Raw genomic sequence first — 25,027 nt, 5'->3', positions numbered from 1 at the left:
GAGTCTACGCGCGTGGAGAGCGCCGTCGCCGAAACGAGAGCGTGCGCGAACGGTTACGGCAGGGACATCGCCGCGCAACGTTCCCGAAACACCGACCCCGCAGACTGACAGGGCAGGACAAACCCCCGGCTCGGCACGGGAGAAAGGATGGCACCATCATGGAAGCCACAGATGTCTGGACACTCGCGAGCGCGGCGCTCGTACTGATCATGACCCCGGGCCTCGCGCTCTTCTACGGCGGACTCGTACGGGTGCGATCGGTCGTCAACATGATGCTCTTCAGCGTCAGCGCCATGGGCGTCGTCGGGGTGCTCTGGATCCTCTTCGGCTACAGCATGAGCTACTTCGCCGACGGCGAGAGCGGCTTCGCCGGCAACCCCTTCAAGGACTTCGGGCTCATCGAGACTGACCCGGCGACCTTCATCGGCGTCGGCTTCGGCGCCGTCTTCGCGATGATCACGACCGCCCTGATCTCGGGCGCGATCGCCGATCGCGTCGGTCTCGGCTCGTGGGTGCTGTTCGCCGGCGTCTGGGCGACGCTCGTCTACTTCCCGGTGGCCGCGTGGGTCTGGGGCGGCGGCTGGATCATGCAGCTCGGCACCTGGCTCGGCACGCCCGAGGTGATCGACCTCGCCGGCGGCACGGCGATCCACATCAACGCGGGCGCCGCGGCCCTCGCCCTCGCCATCGTCGCCGGGAAGCGCGTCGGCTTCGCCCCGGGTTCGCACAAGCCGCACAGCGTGCCGCTCGTGACCATCGGCGCCGCCCTGCTGTGGTTCGGCTGGATCGGCTTCAACGGCGGGCTCGCGACCGAGGTCGGCGAGGCCGGCCTGATCCTGGTGAACACGCTCGCCGCTCCGGCCGCCGCGATCCTGGGCTGGATCATCACCGACGTGCTGCGCGGGAAGAAGCCGGGCGTCGTCGGAGCCGCCTCCGGTGCGGTGGGCGGCCTCGTCGCCATCACGCCCTCCGCCGCGAACCTCTCCCCGCTGTGGGCTCTGCTGCTGGGCCTCATCGCCGGCGCCGCCTGCGCCCTCGCCATCGACCTGAAGTACCGTCTCGGCTACGACGACTCGCTCGACGTGGTCGGCCTGCACCTGGTCGCCGGGCTCATCGGCTCGCTCTACCTCGGCTTCTTCGCCTTCGACGACGGTCTCTTCACCGGCGGCAACGGCGGACTGCTGCTGGTGCAGGCGATCGCCTCCTTCGGAGTGCTGATCTACTCCTTCGTCGTCTCCCTGCTCATCGCGCTGGGCGTCAAGGCCCTCACCGGCCTGCGCGTCCCGAGCGAGGTCGAGGAGACCGGCATCGACTCGGTCGCCCACGGCGAAGAGGCGTATGCCCTGGTCGAGCCGGCGGAGGCGAGCCTCCCCTCCGCGAGGTAACTCCCCTCGACCCCCAGACCGGGGCGGGTTCGGGCGCCGATGGCCGAACCCGCCCCGCCCTTTTGCCGCCCGCGCATCCCGCGTGTCCCGCCACGCGTTGCTCCACGACACTGGCACTCTGGCGCGAGAAGCCCCCTCCGCAACGGGTGCGGAGCATCATCCTCGTCGCGGAGGGCGCTTCTCGCCACCGGATCCACGCGGCTCACCGGACAGGCGGGCCGCAGGATCCTTGGATAGGCTCTGAGCGTGACGGATTCCACACTCGCCCCGGAAGCACTCGCCTCTCTCGCCGACACCGCGGCGTCGCTCGCGCGGAGCGTCGGCGGCGTGGTCCGCTCGCTGCGCGACGCGGGCGTCGCCGTGGCCGCGACGAAGTCGAGCATCACCGACGTGGTGACCGCCGCCGACCGCGAGGCGGAGCGGCTGCTGGTCGAGGGGCTGCGCGAGCTCCGACCGGACGACGGCATCCTCGGCGAAGAGGGCGCCAGCGTCGCGGGATCGACCGGCATCACCTGGGTGGTGGACCCGATCGACGGCACGGTCAACTACCTCTACGGGCTACCCGCCTACGCGGTGAGCGTGGCTGCGACGGTCGAGGATGCCTCCGCGCCGGAACCGAGGCGCGGCGGCATGGCAGACGGACGCCGCGCGGTCGCCGGCGCCGTCTACCTGCCGGTCACCGACGAGCTCTTCACCGCGTGGCAGGGCGGCGGCGCCCGGCTCGACGGCACTGCGCTCACCGGCCCGGACGAGGTCGAGCTCTCGCAGGCGCTCGTGGGCACCGGATTCGGATACACCGTCGACCGCCGCACCGAGCAGGCGGAGGTCGTGCGGCGGCTGATCCCGCGCGTGCGCGACATCCGACGCATCGGCTCCGCCGCCACGGATCTCTGCCTGCTGGCGGCCGGGCGCCTCGACGCCTATTACGAGCGCGGCCTGCAGCCCTGGGACTATGCGGCCGGCGCACTCATCGCCCGCGAGGCGGGCGCGCTGATCCTCGGCCGCGACGACGCGACCGCGCCGGGCGAGCCGCTGCTCATCGGCGGCGCCCCGAGACTCGCAGAGGATCTGCGCAGCGCGATCACGGAGGCCTACGCGGCGCTCTGAAGGCCGCCGCGGCGCGCCTCCCCTGCGCTTCGGGAGGAAATCGCAGCTCGGGAGGGTCGCTTCGGCCGTTCTCCTCAGCCCGAGCTGCAAAGCTCCGCCCTATCCGCCGCTGGCTTCGGATCCGGGCGCGCCTGAACCGCCACCTCGGTGTCCGAAAACCGCGTGCCCCATTCCGGGGAGTACGTCAGAATCGAAGCATGCGCCCCGCCCAGACCCGAACGCCCCCCGCGTCGCCTCCCAGCGGCGCCGCCGGCGCCACGCAGGTCACACCGGAGCACGACGGCGACCCCGGAGCCTCGCTCCCGCTCGACAGCACCCCCGGAGCCTCGCTCCCGCTCGATGGCACCCCCGGAGCCTCGTTCCCGCTCGACTTCGACGTCTGCTATCGGGCGATCGCCGGGCGCGATCCACGCTGGGACGGCCGCGTCTTCCTGGGCGTCTCGAGCACCCGGATCTACTGCCGCCCCTCGTGCCCCGCCCGCAAGCCCAAACCGCAGAACTGCCGCTTCTTCGCGAGCGCCGCGGCCTGCGTCGCCGCGGGATTCCGGGCCTGCAAGCGCTGCCGCCCGGACGCGATCCCCGGCACCCGCGACTGGGACGCCCGCGGCGACCTCGCCGCCCGAGCGGTGCGCCGCATCCGCGACGGAGCCGTCGACTCCGTCGGCGTCACCGGATTGGCGCGCGAGCTCGCGGTCAGCGAGCGGCACCTGCGGCGGGTGCTGATCGCCGAGGTCGGCGCGAGTCCGTTGCAGCTCGCCCGAACCCGGCGGGCGCACGCCGCCCGCACCCTCATCGACCAGACCGATCTGCCGCTCGCCGACATCGCGTTCGCCGCCGGCTTCGGCAGCCTGCGGCAGTTCGGCGACACCATGCGGGAGGAATTCGGCGACGCGCCCTCGCGACTGCCGCGGAACGGGCGCGGAGCCCGGACGTCCGTCTCGCCGGGCGGTTCGGCCGCCGACCCCGCTTCGGACGAGCGGCCCCGGCTCGCGCTGCAGCTCCGGGGCCGCGCGCCCTACGACGTCGCGGGGATGCGGGCGTTCCTCGTCGCGCACGCGATCCCCGGCCGCGACGCGGTCGAGTGCCGCGGCCGCGAGGCTGCTCGAGCTCGCAGTCGCGACGCGGCTCCAATTCGCAGTCGCGACGCGGTCGGAGCGGATCCGCTCGCCCCGACCGCTCATGCGATCGATGTGCCCGGTGGCACCGCGACCGCCGAGATCGGGTGGGAGGCGGTCCGGGAGGAGCGGGGAACGGTCGCGATCCCGGTCGCGCTGACGCTTCCGATCCTCGCCGACACGATGCCCGCGATCGCGACGGTGCGCCGACTGCTCGATCTCGATGCGGATCCCGCGCAGATCGGCGGGGCGCTCGGCCCCGATCCCCGGCTCGCCCCGCTCCTGAGCCGGCGACCGGGCCTGCGCCTGCCCGGAGCCCGGAACCCTCAGGAGTTCGCGCTCGGCACCGTGCTCGGGCAGCAGGTCTCCCTCGCCGCGGCGCGCACGCTGCAGGGTCGGCTCGCCGAGGCGTTCTCCGTCGCCCCTCCCCCGGGATCGGCCTCCGAGTTCCGTCCGGCGCCCGATGCGGCCGGGATCGCGGACACCGACCCCGCCGAGCTCCGCGAGCGTCTCGGGCTGACGAGGGCGCGGGCTGAGACGCTGCGGGACGTGGCTCGAGCACTGGCGACGGGGCTGGATCTCGGCCCGGGCGCCGACCGCGGGCACGCCCGCGCCGAACTCGCCGCTCTCCGCGGCATCGGACCGTGGTCGGTCGAGCTCATCGCCATGCGCGCCCTCGGGGACCCCGACGCCTTCCCCGCGGGCGATCTGATCCTGCGCCGCGCCCTCGGTGCGCGCACGGATCGAGAGACCCGCTCGCTGGCCGAGGCCTGGCGCCCCTTCCGCGGCTACGCCACCCAGCATCTGTGGGCAGACTTCCTCGCCGCCCAGGCCGCCGCGACCGCCTCGCGATCCGTTCCCCACCCCACACACGCACCAGGAGCACGCCCATGACCCGAGCACCCCTCGTCCGCACGAGCACGACCATCGCCGGCGCCGTCTTCCAGACGCTCGTCACCCCCGAGGACGGCGTGATCCGCGCCGCCGGCTTCGTCTCCGCGGATCGCGGGCACACCGAGCACGCCCAAGCCGACCCCGAGCGGCGCCTGGCGCAGCTCGATCCGGCGCTGGCCGCGCGCGGAGTGACGGAGGAGTCGACCGAGGCCGCGGTCCGTGCCGTCGCCGATGCGCTGCACGCCTATGCTGCGGGCGAGCTCGACGCGATCGACGCGCTGCCGGTCGCGCAGCCCGAGACCCCCTTCCGCGGGGAGGTGTGGAAGGCCCTGCGCCGGGTGCCCGCGGGCGGGACCGTCAGCTACACGGAGCTGGCCGCCCTCTCCGGGCGCCCCTCCGCGGTGCGCGCCGCGGCCTCGGCCTGCGCGAACAACCTCGTGCCGCTGATCGTGCCCTGCCACCGCATCGTGCGCACGGACGGCGGGCTCGGCGGATACCTCTTCGGCACCGAGCTCAAGCGGCGCCTGCTCGCGCACGAGGGCGTGCGCGGGGTGAGTGGGACCGCCTTGCGGTGAGCGGGGCGCGGCCCAGCGGTTTTCCGAGCATCGGCCGCGACTCGTCGGGGGTCCTGCTCTGCGAGGAAAATCGGTGGGCCGCGCTCCGCTCGCCTCACGCTGGGGAAAGACCCCGCTCCGCGAGCACCCTACGGAACCCGGCGGTACGCGAGGTCGCGGATCGCGCGCCCCTGATCGATGCCCTTCTGCTCGAAGGCGGTCAGCGCGCGGCCCTCGAACCTCGGCGCCCACTCCCCCTCGAAGTCGCGCTCGAAACCCTCGGCGGCGTCGAGCACCTCGCGCATCTGCTCGGCGTAGTCCTCCCAGTCGGTCGCGAGCCGGACCACGCCCCCGGACCGCAGCGCACGCGCCGCCACCCGGGTGAAATCGTCCGAGACGAGGCGACGCTTCGTGTGCCGCGACTTCGCCCAGGGGTCGGGGAAGAACACCCAGAGCTCGTCGACCGCGCCCGGCGGGAGCGCTCGCTCGAGCACCTCGGGCGCGTTCGCCTCGATCATGCGCAGGTTCGTCGTCTCCGCCCATTCGGCGCGGATCATCGTGCGGGCGAGGCCGGCGCGGAAGACCTCGATCGCCAGGAAGTCGCGATCCCGGTGCTCGGCGGCGGCGTGCACGATCGCGTGCCCCTGCCCCGATCCGATCTCCACGGTGAGCGGCGCCGCACGGCCGAACACCTCGGCGGGATCGATCCTCGCCTCCTCGGCGACGCTCGTCACCCCGTGTTCGCGCGGCAGCTCGAGCAGATAGCGGGGGCGGAGCTCCTCCCACGCGCGCTCCTGCGAGGGGGTCATGCGTCCGCTGCGGCGCACGAACGAGAGCGGGCGCTCGCGGAACACGCGCGGTTCGGTCATCAGGCCAGCCTACTGGGCGAACGGCGAGTTGAATAAGATGGGCGCATGACGCGACGGATCCTGCTGGTGAACGGCCCGAATCTCAACCTGCTCGGCAGCCGCGAGCCCGAGGTGTACGGCGGCGACACCCTGGAGGACGTCGTCGCCCTCGCGGAGCGCACCGCAGCCGGGCTCGGCTTCGAGCTGCGGGCCGTGCAGAGCAACCACGAGGGTGTCCTGATCGACGCCATCCACGACGCCCGCACCGGCACCGACGCGGAGGCGGAGGCGGAGGCGATCGTCATCAATCCGGGCGCCTTCACGCACACCTCGATCGCGCTGCGCGACGCGCTCTCGGGGGTGGCCCTGCCCGTGGCCGAGGTGCACCTGAGCAATGTGCACGCGCGCGAGGAGTTCCGGCACCGCTCCTACATCTCGCCCGTCGCGGCGTTCGTCATCGCGGGCGCGGGGATCCAGGGCTACGAGTTCGCGGTGCGCCGCCTCGCCGCGATCCTCGGCTGAGCCTCCGCGCGCCCGTCCGCCGCTTTCGGGCGTGCGACGAGCGTGCCCCGAGGCCGCGGGCGCACCCCGAAACCACCGCGGTTTCGAGGTACGCCCGTGCGCATCATCACGGCGCCGTCGGGAAGATGTCGAACAGGCTCGGATCGTGCGCGTGGACGATCACCGCGAACACCACCGCGTCGAAGAGCAGGTGCACGGTCACGACGTAGGCGAGCGACTTCGTGCGCAGGAAGATGTAGCCCTGCGCGAGCGCGAACGGGATCGTGAGCAGCGGCCCCCACGACCGGTAGCCGAGCTCCCACAGGAACGAGACGAACACGATCGCCTGCAGCAGGTTGGCGAGCCACGCCGGGAAGTGCCGCAGCAGCACGGCGAACACGGTGCAGATGAAGAACAGCTCGTCCCAGATGCCCACCGCGCCGACGCCGACGAAGAGACGGGCGATGAGATCCGGGGTGTCGACGACGGGCCAGTTCTGGTAGACGCCCGAGGCGATGAAGTAGAAGGGCAGGATCACCCAGGCGAGCACGAGGACGGCCGCCAGCCACGTCCAGTGCCAGGCGCCCCAGCGCCCGCCGCCCCGCCACGGGAAGGAGGTGGCGCGATCCCGGTAGACGAACCGCGAGACCAGGTAGGGCACGAGCACCGCGCCGCCGAGCGCCAGCGTGAACCGCACCATCGCCCAGTTGTCGAGCTCGGCGGCGAGCGGGATCGAGCGCACGATCACGAGCCCGATCGCCACGAGGGAGAGATCGCGCAGCAGGGACGGCGTGCGTCGCGCCTCCGCGCCCGGGCGCAGGAGCGCGCCGCCTCCCTCAGCGGCGAAGGCGATGGCGAGCCCGGCGACGAGCAGACCGGCCCCGAGCCAGACGATCTCGAGGACGAAGAACGCCGGTGCGGCCAGCATCGTGAGCGTCGCCGCGACGAGCGCCCAGGGTCGCACACGGGCCTCGGTTCGCTGCGTCTCCATCTGACCAGGGTATCTGGCGGTTGCTCGCCGCCGAGGGCGCCATGAGCGCAGATCCGCCGCCGCGCGCGATTCTCGGCGGAGCTGCGCTCACGGCGGCGGTCTCAGTCCGAATGCGTCTCGTCGGGGAGCGCCAGCCCCTCGAACGGAGCGGCCCGGCGCACGAACTCGTCGCGGTCGCGCTCGCGCACGGCGGTGGCGCCGGCGAACAGTTCGATGCCGGCGGGCAGCCAACCGTACTCCTCCGCGTCCCGGCGCAGCCCCTCGTCGAGGGTCAGGTCGAAGACCGAGATGTCCAGCCATTCCGTCCCGGTGCCGTGAAAGGTCGCCGAGCGCATCGACCCGGCCCACGCCGGATCGCACGCGTCCTCTTCTCGGGTGCTGTCGCAGTCGTCGGCTCGGCGCGGGAGGCCGTGCCGTTCGGCGACTTCCTCGGCTGCGTCGAGCACCCGATCCCAGTCGTGCTCCGGGATCGTGACGTCGGCCTGCCAGACGGGCGAGTTGTAGAGGAGCAGCATCGAGCCCCCTCCGTATCCGTTCCCGCCCGTCGGGAACCAGTTCCCCTCATCGGGATCCTGCCTCAGACTCCACGAGAACGGCCCGGGGCCGCCGTCGAGCTCGGCGTCGATGGCCGTTTTCAGATCGTTCATGAGCGGGGTCACGCGCGCCTCGGTCTCCTCGACGGTGGGGCTCGCGAGCACCGCGTCCGCCTCGATGCCGGCGGACGCCGGGTAGTCGGCCCAGTCGACCGTGACCGTCCGCCCCGCCTCGTCCCGGTAGCTCGTGGTGGGCGAGGAGGCGCATGATCCCGCCGTCAGGGCGAGCAGCAGCGCGATCGGGAGCACGGTCGCGGCCCGTGCGGCCCTCCCGGGCGCGCGGCTCATCGCCGTCGCCCGTCGGCACCGACCGGCGCGCGAGGCGCGGAGGCGACGAAGCAGGCCAGCCCGAGGACCGCATAGGCGCCGCCGATCCACCAGAAGAGGAGCATCAGCAGACTCTCGCCGAACAGCGTGAGGACCATCACCGCGGCGCCGACCGCCGCGGTGAGCAGGTAGCCCCAGCGCAGCCCCAGCGTGCAGAGGATCGCGAGCCCGATCACGAGCCCGATCACCGCGACCGTGCCCCAGGCGAAGAGGATCGCGCCGCTCGCGAGGCCCGCGATCGCCAGCAGGGCCGGAATGACGAGCACGACGCCGAGCAGGATCCGCCAGCCCCGCGCGGCGGTCAGGTTCAGCCCGCGGCCGACGCGCCAGGGCACGATCGCGGCGGCCCAGAGCGCTGCGGCGAGCGGGGCGTAGAAGCCGCCGACCGAGAGGATCGCGACGACGCAGAGTCCGGTCACCGCGATCGCGGCTGCGAATACCACCGGGCGCCGGGCGGAGCGGGGCAGCACGAACGGCAGCGCGGCGAGCACCGCGGGGATGAGCGCGAGCACGGCGGCGCCCGGTCCGTACTGCTCGACCAGCGTCTGCGTGGTGGGCAGCAGCCCCCCGCCCTCGTCCGACGCGAGCCCCTCGTCGTCCATCCGGTAGGAGGGCAGGAGGAAGGCGATGAAGACGCCCGTCAGCATCCCGATGAACACCGAGGCCCAGCCGAGCGTCTTGGCCGCGCGCTCCTCGCCGACCGCGGCGTCGGCCGACAGCGCGAGCTCGTCGCGGTACTGCTGCGCCACGGCATCCGCCGGCCCGAGCGCCCGCAGGATCTCGTCGATCTGGCGCCCCTCGTCGCGGGCGTCGACGATGTGCGCGCGCACATCGTCGAGAGCGGCCTCGCGCACCGCCGCCGGCGCTCCCGCCAGCACGCGGTCGAGCCTGTGCAGGTAGTGGTCGGCCTGCTCGGGCAAGTGGTCGTTCATCGTGATTCCTCCTCGAGTAGTCGGTCCACCTGGCCCGAGATGCCGTTCCAGACGCCTGCGAAGACCCGGAGCTGCTCGAGTCCCGCAGCCGTGACCGCGTAGTACCTGCGGGCGCGGGCGCCCTCGGCGTGCTCCCACCGGGTCTCGACCGCTCCGGCCTCACGCATGCGGGCGAGCAGCGGGTAGAGGCTGCCCTCGCTCGCGCTCAGCCCGCGGGACGTCAGCTCGTTCGCGAGTTCGAGCCCGTACATGTCCCGCCGCGCGAGCAGCGCGATGACGCAGAACTCCAGCACGCCCTTGCGCAGGTTCGTCGCGATGCGGTCACCGGGTTCGTCCATACTCCGACTATACCTTGCATTGCAAGTATTGCAATGCATGACACCTCGACTGCTGGCGAGGCGCCGGGCGAGACGCGCGGGCGGCGAGTGGGACCCGTCTTCGCGAGAGCAACGCTGTCGGACTGCAGATCGCCGCCCCACTTGCGAATGACGGTCCCGCTCGCGGACGGGAGGGCGGCGGGAGCGGGGCGGCGCGACAGGGGGCGTCGGGGCGCGGCCGGTGCGGGATCAGGATCTGAGAGGTCCGATGTCGGCGACCCGCGCTACGCTTCTCACATGAGCGACGCAGCAGGCACGCACCCGGCCGACTCCCACGACCGGATCCGGGTCTCGGGCGCCCGGGAGCACAATCTGAAGGACGTGTCGGTCGAGATCCCGAAGCGTCGCCTCACCGTGTTCACCGGGGTCTCGGGATCGGGCAAGAGCTCGCTCGTCTTCGGCACGATCGCGGCCGAGTCGCAGCGACTCATCAACGAGACCTACAGCGCGTTCGTGCAGGGCTTCATGCCCTCGCAGGCCCGGCCGGACGTCGACGTGCTCGAGGGCCTGACCACCGCGATCATCGTCGACCAGGAGCGCATGGGGGCCAACCCCCGGTCCACGGTGGGCACGGCCACCGATGTCAACGCGATGCTCCGGATCGTGTTCTCGCGCCTCGGGGAACCGAGGATCGGCTCTCCGAACGCCTTCTCCTTCAACGTCGCCTCCGTGAGCGGGGCCGGGGCGGTGACGCTCGAGAAGGGCGGGCGGACGATCAAGGAGCGGCGCAGCTTCGAGGTCCTGGGCGGCATGTGCCCGAACTGCGAGGGGCGCGGCGCGGTGAGCGATTTCGCGCTCGACGAGCTCTACGACGCCGACAAGTCGCTGGCCGAGGGCGCGCTCAAGGTGCCGGGCTTCAGCATGGACGGGTGGTACGGACGGCTCTTCGGCGCGATGCTGCCGATGGAGAAGCGGCTGGGCGACTTCACGGAGAAGGAGCTGACGGATCTGCTCTACAAGGAGCCCGTCAAGATCAAGGTCGACGGGACGAACCTCACCTACGAGGGCCTGATCCCGCGGATCCAGAAGTCGATGCTCTCGAAGGACCGCGAGGCGATGCAGCCGCACATCCGGGCCTTCGTGGACCGGGCGATCGTGTTCCGCACCTGCCCGGACTGCGGCGGCACCCGGCTGAACGACACGGCGCGGTCCTCCACGATCGCCGGGCGATCGATCGCCGATGTCTGCGCGCTGCAGATCTCCGACCTCGCCGACTGGGTGCGCGGCCTGGAGGCGCCCGGCATGGGCCCGCTGCTGGCCAAGCTCTCCGACACGCTCGACTCCTTCGTGCGGATCGGGCTCGGCTACCTCTCGCTCGACCGGCCGACCGGCACGCTCTCGGGCGGAGAATCGCAGCGGACGAAGATGATCCGGCACCTCGGCTCGCCGATCACCGACGCCACGTATGTCTTCGACGAGCCGTCGATCGGCCTGCACCCGCACGACATCCGCCGGATGAACCAGCTGCTGCTGCAGCTGCGCGACAAGGGCAACACGGTGCTCGTCGTCGAGCACAAGCCGGAGATGATCGCGATCGCCGACCACGTGGTCGACCTCGGGCCGGGCGCGGGCGCCCAGGGCGGCGAGATCCGCTTCGAGGGGACCGTCGAGGGGCTGCGCGGCTCGGAGACGCTCACCGGCCGGCACCTCGACGACCGCGCGCGGCTCAAGAGCTCGGTGCGCGAGGCGAACGGGACGATCGAGGTGCGCGGCGCCGACCGGCATAATCTGCGCGGTGCTGACGGGCACGGTGTCGACGTCGACCTGCCGCTCGGCGTGCTCTGCGCCGTGACCGGCGTGGCCGGGTCCGGCAAGACCTCGCTCATCCACGGCTACGTCTCCGGGCGCGAGGGCGTCGTCGCGGTCGACCAGGGCGCCATCAAGGGATCGCGCCGTTCGAACCCCGCGACCTATACGGGACTGCTCGACCCGGTGCGCACCGCGTTCGCCAAGGCCAACGGCGTGAAGCCCGCGCTCTTCAGTGCGAACTCCGAGGGCGCCTGTCCCGAGTGCAAGGGCGCCGGGACGATCTACACCGATCTCGGGATGATGGCGACCGTCGAGAGCGTCTGCGAGGTGTGCGAGGGTAAGCGCTTCGCAGCCGAGGTGCTCGACTACACCCTCGGCGGCAGGAACATCGCGGAGGTGCTCGACCTCAGCATGTCGGAGGCGCGCGAGTTCTTCGGGGGCTCCGAGTCGAAGGTGCCGAAGGCCGCGAAGATCCTCGACCGGCTCATCGACGTCGGCCTCGGATATCTCACGCTCGGCCAGCCGCTCTCGACGCTCTCGGGCGGAGAGCGGCAGCGGCTGAAACTCGCCATCCACATCCTGGAGGACGCGGAGATCTACGTGCTCGACGAGCCGACGACGGGCCTGCACCTCGCCGACGTGGAGCAACTGCTCGCGCTGCTCGACCGTCTGGTCGACGAGGGCAGGAGCGTGATCGTGATCGAGCACCACCAGGCGGTCATGGCCCACGCCGACTGGATCGTCGACCTCGGTCCTGGGGCCGGCCAGCAGGGCGGCCGCGTCGTATTCGAGGGCACGCCCGCGGAGTTGGTGGCCGACCGCTCGACGCTCACGGGCGAGCACCTGGCCGAGTACGTCGCGCAGTAGGGCTCGAGCGGCACTGCCCCGGACCCGTGTCGGCCGAGTCCGCTACGATCGATCGCGAGGCGAGGAGTGCGCGCGACCGTGAACACCGGAAGAGACCCCCGTGCGCACACAGGAACGAGCGCCGGCGCCACCGGGGAAGAGACCGTCGATTGGCGGCACGATCGTCGGCCCATCCGAGCGATCGGCGTGTTCCAGGACGCGGTGATCGACGAGCAGAGCTGGCCGGTCACGGTGCCCGCGGTCGGCGCTTTCCTCGAGGTCGCGCGCGCGGGGGCGCCCTTCGGGGGCTGGGAGTTCGGTCCGGGGGTGACGTTCCTGGTCGGCGAGAACGGCTCCGGCAAGTCGACCCTGATCGAGGGAATCGCGGAGGCGGTCGGGCTGCCGCCCGAGGGCGGCAGCCGCAATGGGGGCGCGAGAACGAGATCGACCGAATCGCCGCTGGGCGGATGGCTGAAGATCGTCCGCGGACCGATGGGGGCGAAGGGCGGATTCTTCCTGCGCGCGGAGACGATGCACCAGTACTTCTCGTGGCTCGAGGACGGACTGGAGTGGAACGAGTCCCATCCCGATGCCCGCCTGCATCGACTCAGCCACGGCGAGTCGTTCAACGACCTGCTCGACCGGAAGATCGATCACGAGCGATTCGAGATCGGGCTGGCGCTGCTGGACGAGCCGGAGGCCGCGCTCTCCTTCGGCTCGATCCTGCGCTGGCTCGCCGCGCTCGACCGGATGCGCTCACGGGGGACGCAGGTGATCTGCGCGACCCACTCGCCGATCCTCGCCTCCCTGCCGGGTGCGACGATCCTCGAACTCGGCGAGTGGGGCATCCGCACCGCGGCGTGGGAGGATCTCGAACTGGTGCAGCACCACCGCGGCTACCTGCAGGCTCCCGAGCGGTATCTGCGCCACCTCTTAGCGGGCCGAGACGGGTCGTGAGGCGCCTGCGGCGGGACGAGCCGCGGGCCCCGTCGCGTCCTACTCGCCGGCCTCCGGCGGGACCGCCGTCCGCGGCGCCTCGGGGAGCTCGTTCAGGGCCCGGATCAGGCGGTGCAGCTCGCCGACGGCGCGCTGGCGCGGGACGAGGACGATGCGCTCGAGATCCAACGCGTCGGAATCGGAGCGCTCCGCGGGGAACGGCTCGGTGCGCTCGATCCGGCCCCGCTCGAGCACGCCGCCGAACCGCTCGTTCAGCGCCTCCAGCGCATGGTCGTCGGGCGCGGTGCGCATGCGCAGCACGAGCTGCTCCCCGAACCATCGCAGCGAGACGTAGTTGCGCCAGAACCCGGTGATCTCCGCCACGGCGTCGTCGACGGAATCGGTGATGAGCACCCGATCCAGATCGCCGGCGGTGATCATGCCCGTGCGCTCGAGCTCCCCGGTGACGAAGGTCTCGAAGCCGCGCCAGAACGTTCCGCCGGGCTGATCCAGCAGCACGATCGGCACCGGCACCATCTTGCCCGTCTGCTGCAGCGTGAGCAGTTCGAAGGTCTCGTCCATGGTGCCGAAACCGCCCGGCAGGCAGATGAAGCCGAGCGACTCCTTCACCAGCATCAGCTTGCGGGTGAAGAAGTACTTCATCGAGACCAGTCGGTCGCCGGCCGCGATCTGCGCGCCGGGTCGCTCCTCGAACGGCAGACGGATCGAGACGCCGAGCGAGTTCGCCTCGCCGGCGCCTATGGCGGCGGCCTCCATGATGCCGGGCCCGGCGCCGGTCACCACCATCCAGCCCTGCTCCGAGAGCTCGCGCGAGGCGCGCTCGGCCTGCTGCGAACGGGGATCGTCGGCGGGCGTGCGGGCCGAGCCGAAGATGGTCACCTTCGGGACGTCGGCGAACGGCGCGAAGAGGCGGAACGCCAGACGCATCTCCTCGAGCGCCGCCGCGCTGATCTTGAGGTTCAGCCGCGTCGCCCCGTCGTGCCCGAGCCCGAGCCCGGCGGCCACGATCCGCTTGATCAGACCGCGTTGCGAGGCGATGCCCGCCTCGGCGATGAGTTCGTCCAGCAGGGCGCCGAGCGCGTCGTCATCGGGACGATTCTCCATGACCCCAAGTCTACGGGTCCGCCGATGGATCTTCGCTGGGCCGGGCGTGCCCACCTCCGAGCCATGACTCGTGGGACACGCTCGCACCCGCCCTGCCGGCTCGACCGCCGCGGCCGACTTCTACGACGAATGAACAGCGCGGAACACGGGCTGCGCGACTCCGCGCGGTCACGACCGGCACGCGACAGGTCAATCGCTCCGGCAGGCTCACGGCTGCCGAACGCGTTGCCAATGAACACAGTTGGGGGTATGGTCACGGTAACTCCAAGCGACAGAGGCCAAATGGCAGCAACCCCGACAAGACCCGCAGCCGGGAGCAGCGGATCAGAATGCCCGGGCGGGGTACGACGCCGGTGGACGGCGTCCGATGAGACGACTTGAGATCTTGCGATTCGTGAATGTGAGGCCACCTGAGATGAAGCAACGAGTTCGACCTCGCGCACGGGCTTCGGCCGCCGAGTTCGTCCGGTCCGGGGCAACCACGAGGAAGAAGGGCGCGAGGACGTTCCCAGCGCTTCTCCTCGCACTCGTCCTGGCGGTCAGCGGCGGACCGGTAGCTCACGCAGACTACTACTCCGGTGGCATGCCGACTCGCACGTTCGGAGTGCGGTACAGCGACGTCAGTTCCACCTGGAAGTCCTACTTCGACGCGGGCAGGTCTCGCTGGAACAGCGCCGGCATCGGGGTGGATATCTCGAAGAACCCGGACACCAGTTCGAAGATCACTGCAGGGGAATACTCGGGAAGCTGGCTCGGCCTGTATGCGCCCTGGGAGACCTCCACCGGGAAACGGGTGTTCACGATCAGAATCAATTCCCGAACTATTGCGGCGCATTCGGGCGGCAACTACGGCACCTGGTTCATGGGCACCGCCACCCACGAGTTCGGTCACGCGTTGAGTCTCGATGACGACCCGAGGACCACACGGCCGTCGCTCATGCATCACTCGCGCGACCGCAACACGGTGGTCCGCCCCACGGCCTACGACAAAGAAGAAGTGCTGAGGATCTACTGATGAGAACGAGAACGATGAAGGCCTTCGCCCTGCCGATGTCGGCCCTGGCGCTCGCGGCGCTCCTCAGCTCGTGCGCGACCACAGTCGTTCCGGCAGAGCAACGGACGGACCCGACCGGGTCGGCCGAGGAAGCATCTCCCCGGTCGTCCGACTTGGCCCCCACCGCTGATTGGCTGAGCTATGCCGGTCCGAAGGAAGTGGCGCAGGACGCCGATGTGGTCATCGTGGCGAAGTATGTCGACGAACACCGCGACACCCTGTACCCGGATGTCTCGGCCGGCGGGGATCCGGAGACCAACCCGCAGCACGGACTCTCCGAAGAGGAGCTCGAGCGTGCACGAGAGGACGGCGCGATCCCGCTGAACGTCAGCCGGGTCGAGGTGACCGAGGTGCTCAAGGGAGGAGCGAAGGCCGGACAGACCCTCGAAATCGCCCAGATCGCAACCGAAATCGACGGCGAATTGGTCCCGGAGTCGAGCACCACCCTGCTGAAGGACGTCGAATCCGAGCTGCTGCTGCTCTTCCTGGCCGAGTATGACGATGCCCCCTACGATCTGCTCAATCCTACGGAGGCGCTCTACGAGCTTGACCAGGACGGCACACTGCGCTCGTTCAGCGATCAGCCCGGGTTCCAGGTCGGCACTCTGCGAGAACTACGCGCGGAAATCGCGAGATGAGCACGCCGGGCAGAGCAACCGGAGCAGCTCCGCCTCGACGCGTGCAGCCGGATGATGATCGGCCCCGAACTCGACCATCCTGCCCTCGAAGGGTGCATCGCGAAGGCCCTGTGCGGAGGTGAGGCCGCAGGGAGATCGCCGGTGGATCGCAGGGAACCACTAGGCTGAAACGCATGCCAGCACGGCACACGCGCATCGCGCCGCAGAGCTCCCACGGCCAGCTCGCCGCCGCGCTCTCCGCGCTGCGCACCGAGTTCTCGCTCCCCGCGGGATTCCCGTCCGGCGCGGAGCAGGAGGCGCGCACTGCCGCTCCGGCCGCTCCGGAGCTCGATCTGCGCGACCTCCCCTTCCTCACACTCGACCCCGTCGGCTCCCGCGATCTCGACCAGGCCTTCCATCTCGAACGGCGCGGCGGATCCGCCGGATTCCTCGTGCGCTACGCGATCGCCGACGTGCCGGGCTTCGTGCGCTCGGGCGGCGTGATCGACGGCGAGGCCCGGCTGCGCGGGCAGACCGTGTACCTCCCCGACGGCGCGGTGCCCCTGCATCCGAGGATCCTCAGCGAGGGCCGCGCCTCGCTGCTGCCGGGAGAGGATCGCACCGCCTACGTGTGGACGATCGCGCTCGACGAGGCGGGAGAGCAGACCGCGGTGCGCCTCGAGCGAGCCGCGATCCGATCCCGCGCGCAACTCGACTATCCTCGCGCGCAGCAGGCGATCGAAGCGGGCTCGGCGGAAGGGCCGCTGGCGCTGCTGCGCGAGATCGGCGAGCTCCGCGTCGAGCGGGAACGAGCGCGCGGCGGGGCGAGCCTCAACATGCCAGAGGAGGAGATCGTGCGCGACGACGCGGGCTATCGCATCGAGCGCCGGTTCCCGCTCCTGGTCGAGGAGTGGAACGCCCAGCTCTCGCTGCTCGCCGGCATGTCGGCGGGCGCGATGATGCTCGAGGCCGGCATCGGGATCCTGCGCACCATGCCGCCGCCGAAGCCCGAGGCGCTCGACGCGTTCCGCACTCGGGTCGGCGCCCTCGGCGCACCCTGGGCGCCGGATACGAGCTACGGCGATTACCTCCGCTCGCTCGACCGGGAGGCGCCGCAGTCGCCGGCGGTGCTGCAGGCCGCGGCCTCGCTGTTCCGGGGCGCCGCCTACGCGGCCTTCGACGGCGAACCACCGGCGGAGAGCGCGCAGGCGGCGCTCGCCGCTCCCTACGCGCACGTGACGGCGCCGCTGCGGCGGCTCGTCGACCGCTGGGGCCTCGCCATCTGCGCGGCGATCAGCGCGGATCGCGCGGTACCCGAATGGGCGCGCGCGAGCCTGGCCGAGCTGCCCGCGCTGATGCGCGGTTCGGGTGCCCGCGCCGCGCAGATCTCCTCGGCGGCGCTCGATCGGGTCGAGGCGGCCCTGCTGCGCGACCGCGTGGGCGAGCGCTTCACCGCGGTGGTGCTTGAGGCGGGCAAACGCGCGCGGATCCAGATCGCCGAGCCTCCCGTCACGGCCCACTGCGCGGGCGATGGCCTCGTCGCGGGCGAGCGGGTCCGCGTGCGGGTGGTGCGCGCCGACGTGCCCTCCGGAGAACTCGAGCTCGCCGTGGCATAGGCCGCCGGGCACGACCCGCGATCCGAGGGCGGCCGGAGAGCGGCGAGGCTCAGACGGTGACGACCTCGGGGGCGCCGGTGCCGGCCTCATGGCCCATCTCGTCGGCGATCCGGTTGGCCTCGGCGATGAGCGTCGCCACGATCTCCGACTCGGGCACCGTCTTGATGACCTCGCCCTTCACGAAGATCTGCCCCTTGCCGTTGCCGCTGGCGACGCCCAGATCCGCTTCGCGCGCTTCGCCAGGCCCGTTGACCACGCAGCCCATCACGGCGACGCGCAGCGGCACGCTCATGCCCTCGAGGCCGGCCGTGACCTCGTCGGCGAGGGTGTAGACGTCGACCTGCGCACGCCCGCACGAGGGGCAGGAGACGATCTCGAGCTTGCGCTCGCGCAGGTTGAGCGATTGCAGGATCTGCAGGCCGACCTTCACCTCCTCGACGGGCGGCGCCGAGAGCGAGACGCGGATCGTGTCGCCGATGCCCTCGCCGAGCAGGATCCCGAACGCGGTGGCGCTCTTGATCGTGCCCTGGAAGGCCGGACCGGCCTCGGTCACCCCGAGGTGCAGCGGCCAGTCGCCGCGCTCGGCGAGCTGCCGGTAGGCCTTGACCATCACGATGGGGTCGTTGTGCTTCACCGAGATCTTGAAGTCGTGGAAGCCGTGCTCCTCGAACAGCGACGCCTCCCAGACCGCGCTCTCCACGAGCGCCTCGGCGGTCGGCTTGCCGTACTTCTCGAGGAGCCGGCGATCCAGCGAACCGGCGTTCACGCCGATCCGGATCGACACGCCGGCGGCCGCGGCGCGCTTCGCGATCTCGCCCACCTGATCGTCGAACTTGCGGATGTTGCCCGGGTTCACCCGGACCGCGGCGCAGCCGGCGTCGATCGCGGCGTAGACGTAGTTCGGCTGGAAGTGGATGTCGGCGATCACCGGGATCTGGCTCTTCATGGCGATGATCGGCAGCGCCTCGGCGTCGTCGCGGCTGGGGCAGGCCACGCGCACGATGTCGCAGCCCGCCGCCGTGAGCTCGGCGATCTGCTGGAGCGTGGCGTTGATCTCGGTGGTCGGGGTGGTCGTCATCGACTGCACCGACACGGGCGCGGTGCCGCCGACGGTCACCGAGCCCACCCTGATCTCGCGCGACTTGCGTCGCGGAGCGAGCACCTCGGGAATCTTCGGCATTCCAAGATTGATTGCGGCCACGCCGCGAGTCTACCCGCCGAGCCTGGGGATACGGATCAGCCGAGCAGGCTCACCGGTTTGACCAGGTCCGCGTAGATGAGCAGCAGACTCATGGCGCCGAGCACGATAACCACGGCGAAGGTGATCGGCACCATGCGCGCCGTGTCGACGGGTCCCGGATCCGGTTTGCGGCGGATCCTGGCCCAGCCCCTCCGCAGCCACTCGTAGAGCGCGCCCGCGACGTGTCCGCCGTCGAGCGGCATGAGGGGCAGGAGGTTGAACACGAAGAGGGCGACGTTCAGCGAGCCGAGCAGGCTGAGCATGCTCTGCGCGCGGGCCGTCACCGGCGCTTCCTCCATGCTGGCGATCTCGCCCGCGATGCGGCCGACGCCGACGACGCTGATCGGGCCGTTCGGGTCGCGCTCCTCGGCGCCGAACGCGGCGTTCCAGACGTCGACCATCCGCTGCGGGAGACCGAGGATCACTCCGACCATCTGCCCGACGCTGTCGCCGACGAAGACCGGCACCTCGGTGATCGGCTGCTGGACGATCTCCGACGCGGGGACGACCCCGATCATGCCGACGGTCTCGACCACCGGCTCCCCGTCCGCCCCCTTCACCGTGTTGCCGCGGTCGTCGACCGCCCACCTCTGATTCTCCGCCGGAGTCACCGTGAGCATGAGCTGGGCCCCGTCGCGCTCGACCAGGAGATCGAGTGGGACGCCGGGGGCGGCGCTGATCGTGTCGCGGATCTGCTTCCACTCGGTGATCTCCTGGCCGCCGATGGCGACGATCCGATCCCCCGGCTGCAGACCGGCCGCAGCTCCCGGCGCCGGCGGGTCGGTCGCGCCGCAGGTCTCGGCGTCGCTGGAGGCGGGGATCAGGCATTCGCTCACGGCCGCGATGGACGTGCCGTACTGCGGCACCCCGAACCCCATCAGCACGATGCCGAAGAACACGAAGGCCAGCACCAGGTTCATGAAGGGACCGCCGAGCATGATGACGATCTTCTTCCAAGGCGGAAGGCGGTAGAAGGCGCGGTGATCCTCGCCCGCCTCGATCGTCTCCGCGCTCGCCAGCCTCGCATCGTCCACCAGTCCCGCGAGGCCGCGAGGAACCGGGGAGTCCCGGGGGTCATCCTCGGCTCCGGCAGCTGAGCGGTCCGGGAAGCCCGAGAGGCCGTCGGAGCCGACCGGCTCCTGGTCCGTCCGTCCCTTCGCCGCGGGCAGCGCAGCGCCTTCCTGCACCACCGTGTTCAGGAAGCCGGTGGTGCTCGCCCGCGCGCGCTCCCCGTGCTTGCCCGGCGGGTACATCCCCGTCATCGCGATGTAGCCGCCCAGCGGGATCGCCTTCACCCCGTACTCGGTCTCGCCCTTGCGCCGCGACCACAGGGTCGGGCCGAAGCCGATCATGTACTGCGTGACCTTGACGCCGAAGAGCTTCGCGGGCAGCAGGTGCCCGATCTCGTGCAGCCCGATGGACAGGGCCACTCCGATCACGATGATCAGGATGCCGAGGATGTAGAGGAGGACTTCGGTCACCCGGAAAGGCTATCCCCACTTCTTCGGAGAACGCTGTTGGACGGGGCGCCGCTCACCGCGCGGTCCGACCCGACGAGGCTCTGCTCGCCGTCGTGCCCCGAGACCGCCCACGCACCGCGGGAAGACGGCGTCTTCGGGGTGCGCTCGCGACGAAGGGGGACACCGGTGGCGAAGGGAACCGCGGCGAGACGCGTCAGCCGAGATCCGCCCCGTTCGCGGCGGCGTACTCCCCGGCCGAGAGCAGCGGCCCCTCCTCGGTCACTGCGACGCGGAACAGCCAGGCGTCGCCGTACGGGTCGCTGTTGACGAGCGACGGATCGGCGACGACGGCGTCGTTGATCGCGACCACCTCCCCGCTGACCGGGGAGAAGAGCTCGGAGACCGACTTGGTCGATTCGATCTCGCCGCAGACCTGGCCCGCGGTGACGGTCGCCCCGGGTTCGGGCAGCTCGACATAGACCACGTCGCCCAGCGCGTCGGCGGCGACCCGGCTCACCCCGATCGTGGCCGGGGTCCGATCGTCGATCCACTCGTGCTCGACGGAGTAGCGGAGGGCGGGGTGCACGGTGCTCATGATGGTTCCTTATCGTGATGGGTGATGGGCGGTTGCGGATGATTCGCGGCGGCGCTTCGGATGCGAGGATCGCATCATCCGACCGGCTTCAATCGGTTCGGAAGAGCGAGCGAGCTCATGTCTCGCTCACCTCGATCGCCGGTAGAACGGCAGGGCGACCACCTCGAACGGCTCGCGACGCCCGCGCAGATCGACCTCGAGTGCGGTGCCCGGCGCGGTGAACGCCGGATCCACGAGCGCGAGGGCGATGGGAACGCCGAGGGTGGGGCTGGGCTGACCGCTCGTGACGCGGCCGATCTCGCGATCCCCGGCGAAGATCGGGTATCCGGCCCGGGGAGCCCGCCGGCCGGCGCCGCTCAGGCCGACGAGCGCCAGTGCCGGGCCGGCCGCCTTCGCGGCCTCCAGCGCGGCCCGGCCGACGAAGGTCTCCTCCTTCTCGAACGAGACGACCGGCCCGAGACCCGCGTCGAAGGGCGTGACCTCGGTGCTCAGTTCGTTGCCGTAGAGCGGCATGCCCGCTTCCAGGCGGAGCGAATCCCGCGCCGCGAGCCCCGCCGCGACCAGGCCGTGCGGCTCGCCAGCCGCCAGCAGGGCGGACCAGACCTCGCGCGCGCACGCGTTCGGAACGTAGAGCTCAAAACCGTCCTCGCCGGTGTACCCTGTGCGGGCGAGCAGCAGCTGGACGTCTGCGAGGCTGGTCTCGGCGATCGCGTAATAGGCCAGTTCGTCCACCAGCGCATGCCGGTTCGCGAGGCCCGACCCCCCGCCGATCAGCTCGTGCAGGATCGCGGCCGAGGCCGGCCCCTGCACCGCGATGAGGCTCGTCGCGGCGGTGGCGTCGCGCACCGCGACGTCGAAGCCCGCTCCCCGCTCGGCGAACGCGGCCGCGACCGCTGCCGTGTTCCCCGCGTTCGGAACGACCAGGTAGCGGTGCTCCGCGAGGCGATAGCCGATCAGGTCGTCGATGATCCCGCCCCGCTCGTCGACGATCAGGGAGTACTTGGCCTTCCCCACCCCGATCCGGGCCAGATCGCCGACCAGCGCGGTGTTGAGGAAGGCGCCGGCGTCCGGGCCTTCGATCCAGAGCTCACCCATGTGGGAGAGGTCGAAGAGTCCCGCGGTCTCGCGGACGGCGCGATGCTCGGCGAGCTCGCTGCCGTACCTGAGCGGCATGTCCCATCCGCCGAAGTCGGTGAAGGAGGCACCGAGTCTCTCGTGCTCCTGGTGCAGCGCAGTGGGTCGGGGGTCGGTCATGTTCACTCTCCAAACGCTTCAGTGGCTACGGCCCCTGAAGCAAGCTCGGTATCGGTTGGATCCGAAAGTCCGAGGACTTCCGGATCGAGTGGCGGGCAGGCGCACACCAGGTTCCGGTCTCCGAAGGCGCTGTCGATGCGGGCCACGGGAGGGAAGTACTTGTCGACGCGGAGGCGCGCGAGGGGGAACGCCGCCTGCTCCCGCGAGTAGGGCGCGCTCCACTCGTCGCTCACGACGGCCGCCGCGGGGTGCGGGGCGTTCCGGAGAGGAGAATCCTCGAGCGCGAAGCGTCCCGCCACGATCTCGTCGATCTCGCCCCGGATCGCGATCATCGCCTCGATGAAGCGCTCGATCTCCCCCAGGTCCTCGGACTCGGTCGGCTCCACCATGAGCGTCCCGGCGACCGGGAAGGCGAGCGTCGGGGCGTGGAAGCCGAAGTCGATGAGCCGCTTCGCCACGTCCTCCGCGGTGACGCCGCTGGCCGCGGTGAGCTCCCGCAGGTCCAGGATGCACTCGTGCGCGACGAGCCCCCGGTTGCCGCTGAAGAGCACCGGGAAGTGGTCGCGGAGCCTGGCGGCGATGTAGTTGGCGCTCAGCAGGGCGGTCTCGGTCGCCCGGGTGAGGCCATCGGCTCCCATCATCGCGATGTAGGCGTAGGAGATGGGCAGCACCCCGGCCGAGCCGAAGCGCGTGGCGGCGACCGGAACGCCCGCCGTCTCGGGGGCGCCGCCGGCGCCCGCGTCGGCGGAGGGTCCCTGGGGGTCGCCGGGGAGGTAGGGCAGCAGATGCTCGGCCACCGCGACCGGGCCGACTCCCGGCCCGCCGCCGCCGTGGGGGATCGCGAATGTCTTGTGCAGATTGAGATGCGAGACGTCTCCGCCGAAGCGGCCGGGCCGCGCGAGGCCGACGAGCGCATTCATGTTGGCGCCGTCGATGTAGACCTGCCCGCCCGCGGCGTGCACCTTCTCGCACACCTCGCGCACGTCCGCGTCGTAGACGCCGTAGGTCGAGGGATAGGTGATCATGATCGCGGCGAGCGCGTCGCGGTGCTCCGCGATCTTCGCGGCGAGATCGTCCGGGTCGATCTCCCCCGTCTCCGTGTTCGCGACCACCGTCACCCGCATGCCGGCCAGGACGGCCGAGGCCGCGTTCGTGCCGTGCGCGGACGCGGGGATGAGGCAGACGTCGCGCTGCGCGTCGCCGCGATCGAGGTGGTAGCGCCGGATGGCGAGCAGTCCCGCGTACTCCCCCTGCGAACCGGCGTTCGGCTGCAGGGAGACCCCGGCATAGCCGGTGATCTCGACGAGTCGGCGCTCGAGCTCGGCGATCAGCTCGCGCCAGCCGACCGTCTGATCCGCGGGCGCATAGGGGTGGATGCCCGCGAACTCCGGCCAGGAGATCGGCTCCATCTCGGCGGTCGAATTGAGCTTCATCGTGCAGGATCCGAGCGGGATCATGGTGCGGTCGAGCGCCAGGTCGCGGTCGGAGAGGCGGCGCAGATAGCGCAGCATCTGCGTCTCGCTGCGGATGGTCCGGAACGTCGGATGGGTGAGGTAGTCGCTCGTCCGGACTAAGGCGCTCGAAAGCAAAGCATCGCTTTGCGCGCCGTATGTCCCGATCCCGTCCTCGGGATCGGTTCGTAGGACAGGCACCCCGAGCGCCTCCGCCACGGCGGCCACAATCTCGTCGGTGGTCGTCTCGTCGGTCGAGATGCCGACCGTGTCGGCGTCGACGCGGCGCAGGTTCACGCCGGCGTCGGCCGCGGCGGAGATCACCTCATCGGCGCGCCCCGGTACCCGAGCCCAGACGGTGTCGAAGAACGACTCGTGCACGATCTCCACTCCGGCGTCGGTGAGCGACGCCGCGATCGTGCGCGCGTGGGCATGCGTGCGCTCGGCGATCCGCCGGAGGCCCTCCGGCCCGTGGTAGACGGCGTACATCGACGCCGTGACGGCCAGCAGCGCCTGCGCCGTGCAGATGTTGCTCGTCGCCTTCTCGCGGCGGATGTGCTGTTCGCGGGTCTGCAGCGCGAGCCGGTACGCGGGGACGCCCCGGGCGTCCTTCGACACCCCGACCAGTCGGCCCGGCAGGGCGCGTTCGAGGCCCTGCCGCACCGCCAGGTAGGCGGCGTGCGGCCCGCCGAAGAAGAGCGGCACGCCGAAGCGCTGCGTGCTGCCGACCGCCACGTCGGCGCCCTGCTCGCCGGGGGGCACGATCAGGGTCAGCGCCAGCAGGTCGGCGACCACGGTGACCAGCGCACCCCGGTCCCTGGCCTCGGCGATGATCGCGGTCTGATCCGCCACCCGCCCGCTGTTGCCGGGCTGCTGCAGCACGATGCCCGAGACATCGCCCTCGGGGAGGCCGCGCGAGAGATCCGCCACCTCGACCTCGAAGCCCAGCGCCTCGGCCCGGCCGCGGATCACCGCGACGGTCTGCGGGAAGAGGTCGGCGTCGAGCACCGTCTTGGCCGTCGGCGCGGCGCCGCGGTTCGCCCGGCGCATCAGCAGCACCGCCTCGGCGGCGGCCGAGCTCTCGTCGAGCATCGACGCGTTGGCGACGGGAAGCGCCGTGAGGTCGGCGACCATCGTCTGGAAGTTCAGCAGCGCCTCGAGACGGCCCTGGGAGATCTCCGGCTGATAGGGCGTGTAGGCCGTGTACCAGGCCGGATTCTCGAGCACGTTCCGACGGATCACCGGAGGGGTGTGCGTCGCGGAGAAGCCCTGCCCGATCATCTGCGTCTTCACGATGTTGCGCGCGGCATATCCCCGCAGCTCGGCGAGCACCTCTTCTTCGCCGAGCGCCGCCGGCAGATCGAGGCGCTGCGCGCTGCGGATGCCGGCCGGCACGGCCGCGTCGATGAGCTCCTCGAGATCGCGGTAGCCGAGGGCGTCGAGCATGGTCCGGCGGTCAT

At 71.2% G+C, this 25,027-nt stretch carries 21 protein-coding genes and 1 pseudogene; 11 read left to right on the top strand and 11 right to left on the bottom strand.

Annotated features, from left to right (window positions below; translation table 11 throughout):
* Positions 1 to 158: 158 nt before the first annotated feature.
* From J4H92_RS02425 to J4H92_RS02410, 4 genes are all read left to right on the top strand, one after another.
* Positions 159 to 1,385, top strand: a complete 1,227-nt coding sequence (locus J4H92_RS02425; protein WP_208095553.1) for an ammonium transporter — start codon at positions 159 to 161, stop codon at positions 1,383 to 1,385.
* Positions 1,386 to 1,631: 246 nt separating this feature from the next.
* The gene (locus J4H92_RS02420; protein WP_208095551.1) at positions 1,632 to 2,492 is read left to right on the top strand and encodes an inositol monophosphatase family protein; all 861 of its coding nucleotides are present in this window, start codon (positions 1,632 to 1,634) and stop codon (positions 2,490 to 2,492) included.
* Positions 2,493 to 2,689: 197 nt separating this feature from the next.
* A complete protein-coding gene (locus J4H92_RS02415) occupies positions 2,690 to 4,501 on the top strand; it encodes a DNA-3-methyladenine glycosylase 2 family protein (RefSeq protein WP_208095549.1) in 1,812 nt (603 codons plus the stop codon).
* Positions 4,498 to 5,076 carry a methylated-DNA--[protein]-cysteine S-methyltransferase gene (locus J4H92_RS02410; protein ID WP_208095547.1) on the top strand — a complete coding sequence of 193 codons (579 nt, stop codon included), beginning with the start codon at positions 4,498 to 4,500 and terminating at the stop codon, positions 5,074 to 5,076. The genes J4H92_RS02415 and J4H92_RS02410 overlap by 4 nt, the downstream gene beginning before the upstream one ends.
* A gap of 128 nt (positions 5,077 to 5,204) precedes the next feature.
* On the opposite strand, the gene trmB is transcribed toward J4H92_RS02410, so the two are convergent.
* Positions 5,205 to 5,924 carry a tRNA (guanosine(46)-N7)-methyltransferase TrmB gene (gene trmB / locus J4H92_RS02405; RefSeq protein WP_208095545.1) on the bottom strand — a complete coding sequence of 240 codons (720 nt, stop codon included), beginning with the start codon at positions 5,922 to 5,924 and terminating at the stop codon, positions 5,205 to 5,207.
* A gap of 45 nt (positions 5,925 to 5,969) precedes the next feature.
* Between trmB and aroQ the strand changes: the two genes are divergently transcribed.
* Positions 5,970 to 6,425, top strand: coding sequence for a type II 3-dehydroquinate dehydratase (gene aroQ / locus J4H92_RS02400; protein ID WP_208095543.1), 456 nt, complete (start codon positions 5,970 to 5,972; stop codon positions 6,423 to 6,425).
* Between the two features lie 106 nt (positions 6,426 to 6,531).
* Here aroQ and J4H92_RS02395 read toward each other — a convergent pair whose 3' ends face one another.
* The 4 genes from J4H92_RS02395 to J4H92_RS02380 form a co-directional block, all read right to left on the bottom strand.
* Complete coding sequence (locus J4H92_RS02395) at positions 6,532 to 7,395, bottom strand: CPBP family intramembrane glutamic endopeptidase (RefSeq protein ID WP_208095541.1); 864 nt, start codon at positions 7,393 to 7,395, stop codon at positions 6,532 to 6,534.
* A gap of 101 nt (positions 7,396 to 7,496) precedes the next feature.
* The gene (locus J4H92_RS02390) at positions 7,497 to 8,276 is read right to left on the bottom strand and encodes an LppA family lipoprotein (RefSeq protein WP_208095539.1); all 780 of its coding nucleotides are present in this window, start codon (positions 8,274 to 8,276) and stop codon (positions 7,497 to 7,499) included.
* Positions 8,273 to 9,247 (bottom strand): HAAS signaling domain-containing protein, encoded by a 975-nt coding sequence (locus J4H92_RS02385; RefSeq protein ID WP_208095537.1) that lies wholly within the window; start codon positions 9,245 to 9,247, stop codon positions 8,273 to 8,275. The genes J4H92_RS02390 and J4H92_RS02385 overlap by 4 nt, the downstream gene beginning before the upstream one ends.
* On the bottom strand, positions 9,244 to 9,585 hold the full coding sequence (locus tag J4H92_RS02380; protein WP_208095536.1) for a PadR family transcriptional regulator: 342 nt from the start codon (positions 9,583 to 9,585) through the stop codon (positions 9,244 to 9,246). The genes J4H92_RS02385 and J4H92_RS02380 overlap by 4 nt, the downstream gene beginning before the upstream one ends.
* 276 nt (positions 9,586 to 9,861) lie before the next feature.
* Between J4H92_RS02380 and J4H92_RS02375 the strand changes: the two genes are divergently transcribed.
* Complete coding sequence (locus J4H92_RS02375) at positions 9,862 to 12,240, top strand: ATP-binding cassette domain-containing protein (protein WP_208095534.1); 2,379 nt, start codon at positions 9,862 to 9,864, stop codon at positions 12,238 to 12,240.
* A gap of 78 nt (positions 12,241 to 12,318) precedes the next feature.
* Complete coding sequence (locus J4H92_RS02370; protein WP_341782973.1) at positions 12,319 to 13,176, top strand: AAA family ATPase; 858 nt, start codon at positions 12,319 to 12,321, stop codon at positions 13,174 to 13,176.
* Positions 13,177 to 13,215: 39 nt separating this feature from the next.
* Here the strand turns inward: J4H92_RS02370 and J4H92_RS02365 are convergent, their stop codons facing one another.
* Positions 13,216 to 14,280: a TIGR00730 family Rossman fold protein gene (locus J4H92_RS02365; protein ID WP_208095532.1), complete on the bottom strand. Its 1,065-nt coding sequence runs from the start codon at positions 14,278 to 14,280 to the stop codon at positions 13,216 to 13,218.
* 583 nt (positions 14,281 to 14,863) lie between these two features.
* Here J4H92_RS02365 and J4H92_RS02360 point away from each other — a divergent pair.
* The 4 genes and pseudogenes from J4H92_RS02360 to J4H92_RS02350 all read left to right on the top strand — a co-directional run bounded on the left by J4H92_RS02360 (position 14,864) and on the right by J4H92_RS02350 (position 17,567).
* Positions 14,864 to 15,295 carry a zinc metalloprotease gene (locus J4H92_RS02360; protein WP_208095530.1) on the top strand — a complete coding sequence of 144 codons (432 nt, stop codon included), beginning with the start codon at positions 14,864 to 14,866 and terminating at the stop codon, positions 15,293 to 15,295.
* A gap of 14 nt (positions 15,296 to 15,309) precedes the next feature.
* Entirely contained in the window at positions 15,310 to 15,972 is a 663-nt protein-coding gene (locus J4H92_RS02355; protein ID WP_208095528.1) for a hypothetical protein, read from the top strand.
* Positions 15,973 to 15,993: 21 nt separating this feature from the next.
* Positions 15,994 to 16,122, top strand: a pseudogene (locus tag J4H92_RS15240) (IS5/IS1182 family transposase); the annotation flags it as partial.
* Between the two features lie 23 nt (positions 16,123 to 16,145).
* Positions 16,146 to 17,567 carry an RNB domain-containing ribonuclease gene (locus J4H92_RS02350; protein ID WP_208095526.1) on the top strand — a complete coding sequence of 474 codons (1,422 nt, stop codon included), beginning with the start codon at positions 16,146 to 16,148 and terminating at the stop codon, positions 17,565 to 17,567.
* A 49-nt stretch (positions 17,568 to 17,616) separates the two neighbouring features.
* On the opposite strand, the gene ispG is transcribed toward J4H92_RS02350, so the two are convergent.
* From ispG to gcvP, 5 genes are all read right to left on the bottom strand, one after another.
* Positions 17,617 to 18,747, bottom strand: coding sequence for a flavodoxin-dependent (E)-4-hydroxy-3-methylbut-2-enyl-diphosphate synthase (ispG, locus tag J4H92_RS02345; RefSeq protein ID WP_208096491.1), 1,131 nt, complete (start codon positions 18,745 to 18,747; stop codon positions 17,617 to 17,619).
* 56 nt (positions 18,748 to 18,803) lie between these two features.
* Positions 18,804 to 20,288 carry a site-2 protease family protein gene (locus J4H92_RS02340; RefSeq protein ID WP_208095524.1) on the bottom strand — a complete coding sequence of 495 codons (1,485 nt, stop codon included), beginning with the start codon at positions 20,286 to 20,288 and terminating at the stop codon, positions 18,804 to 18,806.
* A gap of 193 nt (positions 20,289 to 20,481) precedes the next feature.
* Positions 20,482 to 20,862 carry a glycine cleavage system protein GcvH gene (gene gcvH, locus J4H92_RS02335; RefSeq protein ID WP_208095523.1) on the bottom strand — a complete coding sequence of 127 codons (381 nt, stop codon included), beginning with the start codon at positions 20,860 to 20,862 and terminating at the stop codon, positions 20,482 to 20,484.
* Positions 20,863 to 20,988: 126 nt separating this feature from the next.
* On the bottom strand, positions 20,989 to 22,116 hold the full coding sequence (gene gcvT, locus J4H92_RS02330) for a glycine cleavage system aminomethyltransferase GcvT (RefSeq protein WP_208095521.1): 1,128 nt from the start codon (positions 22,114 to 22,116) through the stop codon (positions 20,989 to 20,991).
* A 2-nt stretch (positions 22,117 to 22,118) separates the two neighbouring features.
* On the bottom strand, positions 22,119 to 25,013 hold the full coding sequence (gene gcvP, locus J4H92_RS02325) for an aminomethyl-transferring glycine dehydrogenase (RefSeq protein ID WP_424960861.1): 2,895 nt from the start codon (positions 25,011 to 25,013) through the stop codon (positions 22,119 to 22,121).
* Positions 25,014 to 25,027: the final 14 nt, after the last annotated feature.

Origin of the sequence: Leucobacter weissii (assembly GCF_017565745.1) — a bacterium.
In the GTDB taxonomy this organism is placed as follows: Bacteria; Actinomycetota; Actinomycetes; order Actinomycetales; family Microbacteriaceae; genus Leucobacter; species Leucobacter weissii.
Note: the sequence above shows the minus strand (reverse complement) of the source record. Positions and strands in the feature narration are given on the sequence as shown.

Coding starts and splice junctions, on each gene's coding strand:
- aroQ (WP_208095543.1), top strand. CDS start 5,970: ATGACGCGACGGATCCTGCTGGTGAACGGCCCGAATCTCAACCTGCTC.
- J4H92_RS02365 (WP_208095532.1), bottom strand. CDS start 14,280: ATGGAGAATCGTCCCGATGACGACGCGCTCGGCGCCCTGCTGGACGAA.
- J4H92_RS02360 (WP_208095530.1), top strand. CDS start 14,864: ATGCCGACTCGCACGTTCGGAGTGCGGTACAGCGACGTCAGTTCCACC.
- J4H92_RS02425 (WP_208095553.1), top strand. CDS start 159: ATGGAAGCCACAGATGTCTGGACACTCGCGAGCGCGGCGCTCGTACTG.
- J4H92_RS02390 (WP_208095539.1), bottom strand. CDS start 8,276: ATGAGCCGCGCGCCCGGGAGGGCCGCACGGGCCGCGACCGTGCTCCCG.
- gcvH (WP_208095523.1), bottom strand. CDS start 20,862: ATGAGCACCGTGCACCCCGCCCTCCGCTACTCCGTCGAGCACGAGTGG.
- J4H92_RS02415 (WP_208095549.1), top strand. CDS start 2,690: ATGCGCCCCGCCCAGACCCGAACGCCCCCCGCGTCGCCTCCCAGCGGC.
- gcvT (WP_208095521.1), bottom strand. CDS start 22,116: ATGACCGACCCCCGACCCACTGCGCTGCACCAGGAGCACGAGAGACTC.
- J4H92_RS02385 (WP_208095537.1), bottom strand. CDS start 9,247: ATGAACGACCACTTGCCCGAGCAGGCCGACCACTACCTGCACAGGCTC.
- J4H92_RS02355 (WP_208095528.1), top strand. CDS start 15,310: ATGAAGGCCTTCGCCCTGCCGATGTCGGCCCTGGCGCTCGCGGCGCTC.
- J4H92_RS02395 (WP_208095541.1), bottom strand. CDS start 7,395: ATGGAGACGCAGCGAACCGAGGCCCGTGTGCGACCCTGGGCGCTCGTC.
- ispG (WP_208096491.1), bottom strand. CDS start 18,747: ATGCCGAAGATTCCCGAGGTGCTCGCTCCGCGACGCAAGTCGCGCGAG.
- trmB (WP_208095545.1), bottom strand. CDS start 5,924: ATGACCGAACCGCGCGTGTTCCGCGAGCGCCCGCTCTCGTTCGTGCGC.
- J4H92_RS02350 (WP_208095526.1), top strand. CDS start 16,146: ATGCCAGCACGGCACACGCGCATCGCGCCGCAGAGCTCCCACGGCCAG.
- gcvP (WP_424960861.1), bottom strand. CDS start 25,013: ATGCTCGACGCCCTCGGCTACCGCGATCTCGAGGAGCTCATCGACGCG.
- J4H92_RS02375 (WP_208095534.1), top strand. CDS start 9,862: ATGAGCGACGCAGCAGGCACGCACCCGGCCGACTCCCACGACCGGATC.
- J4H92_RS02410 (WP_208095547.1), top strand. CDS start 4,498: ATGACCCGAGCACCCCTCGTCCGCACGAGCACGACCATCGCCGGCGCC.
- J4H92_RS02380 (WP_208095536.1), bottom strand. CDS start 9,585: ATGGACGAACCCGGTGACCGCATCGCGACGAACCTGCGCAAGGGCGTG.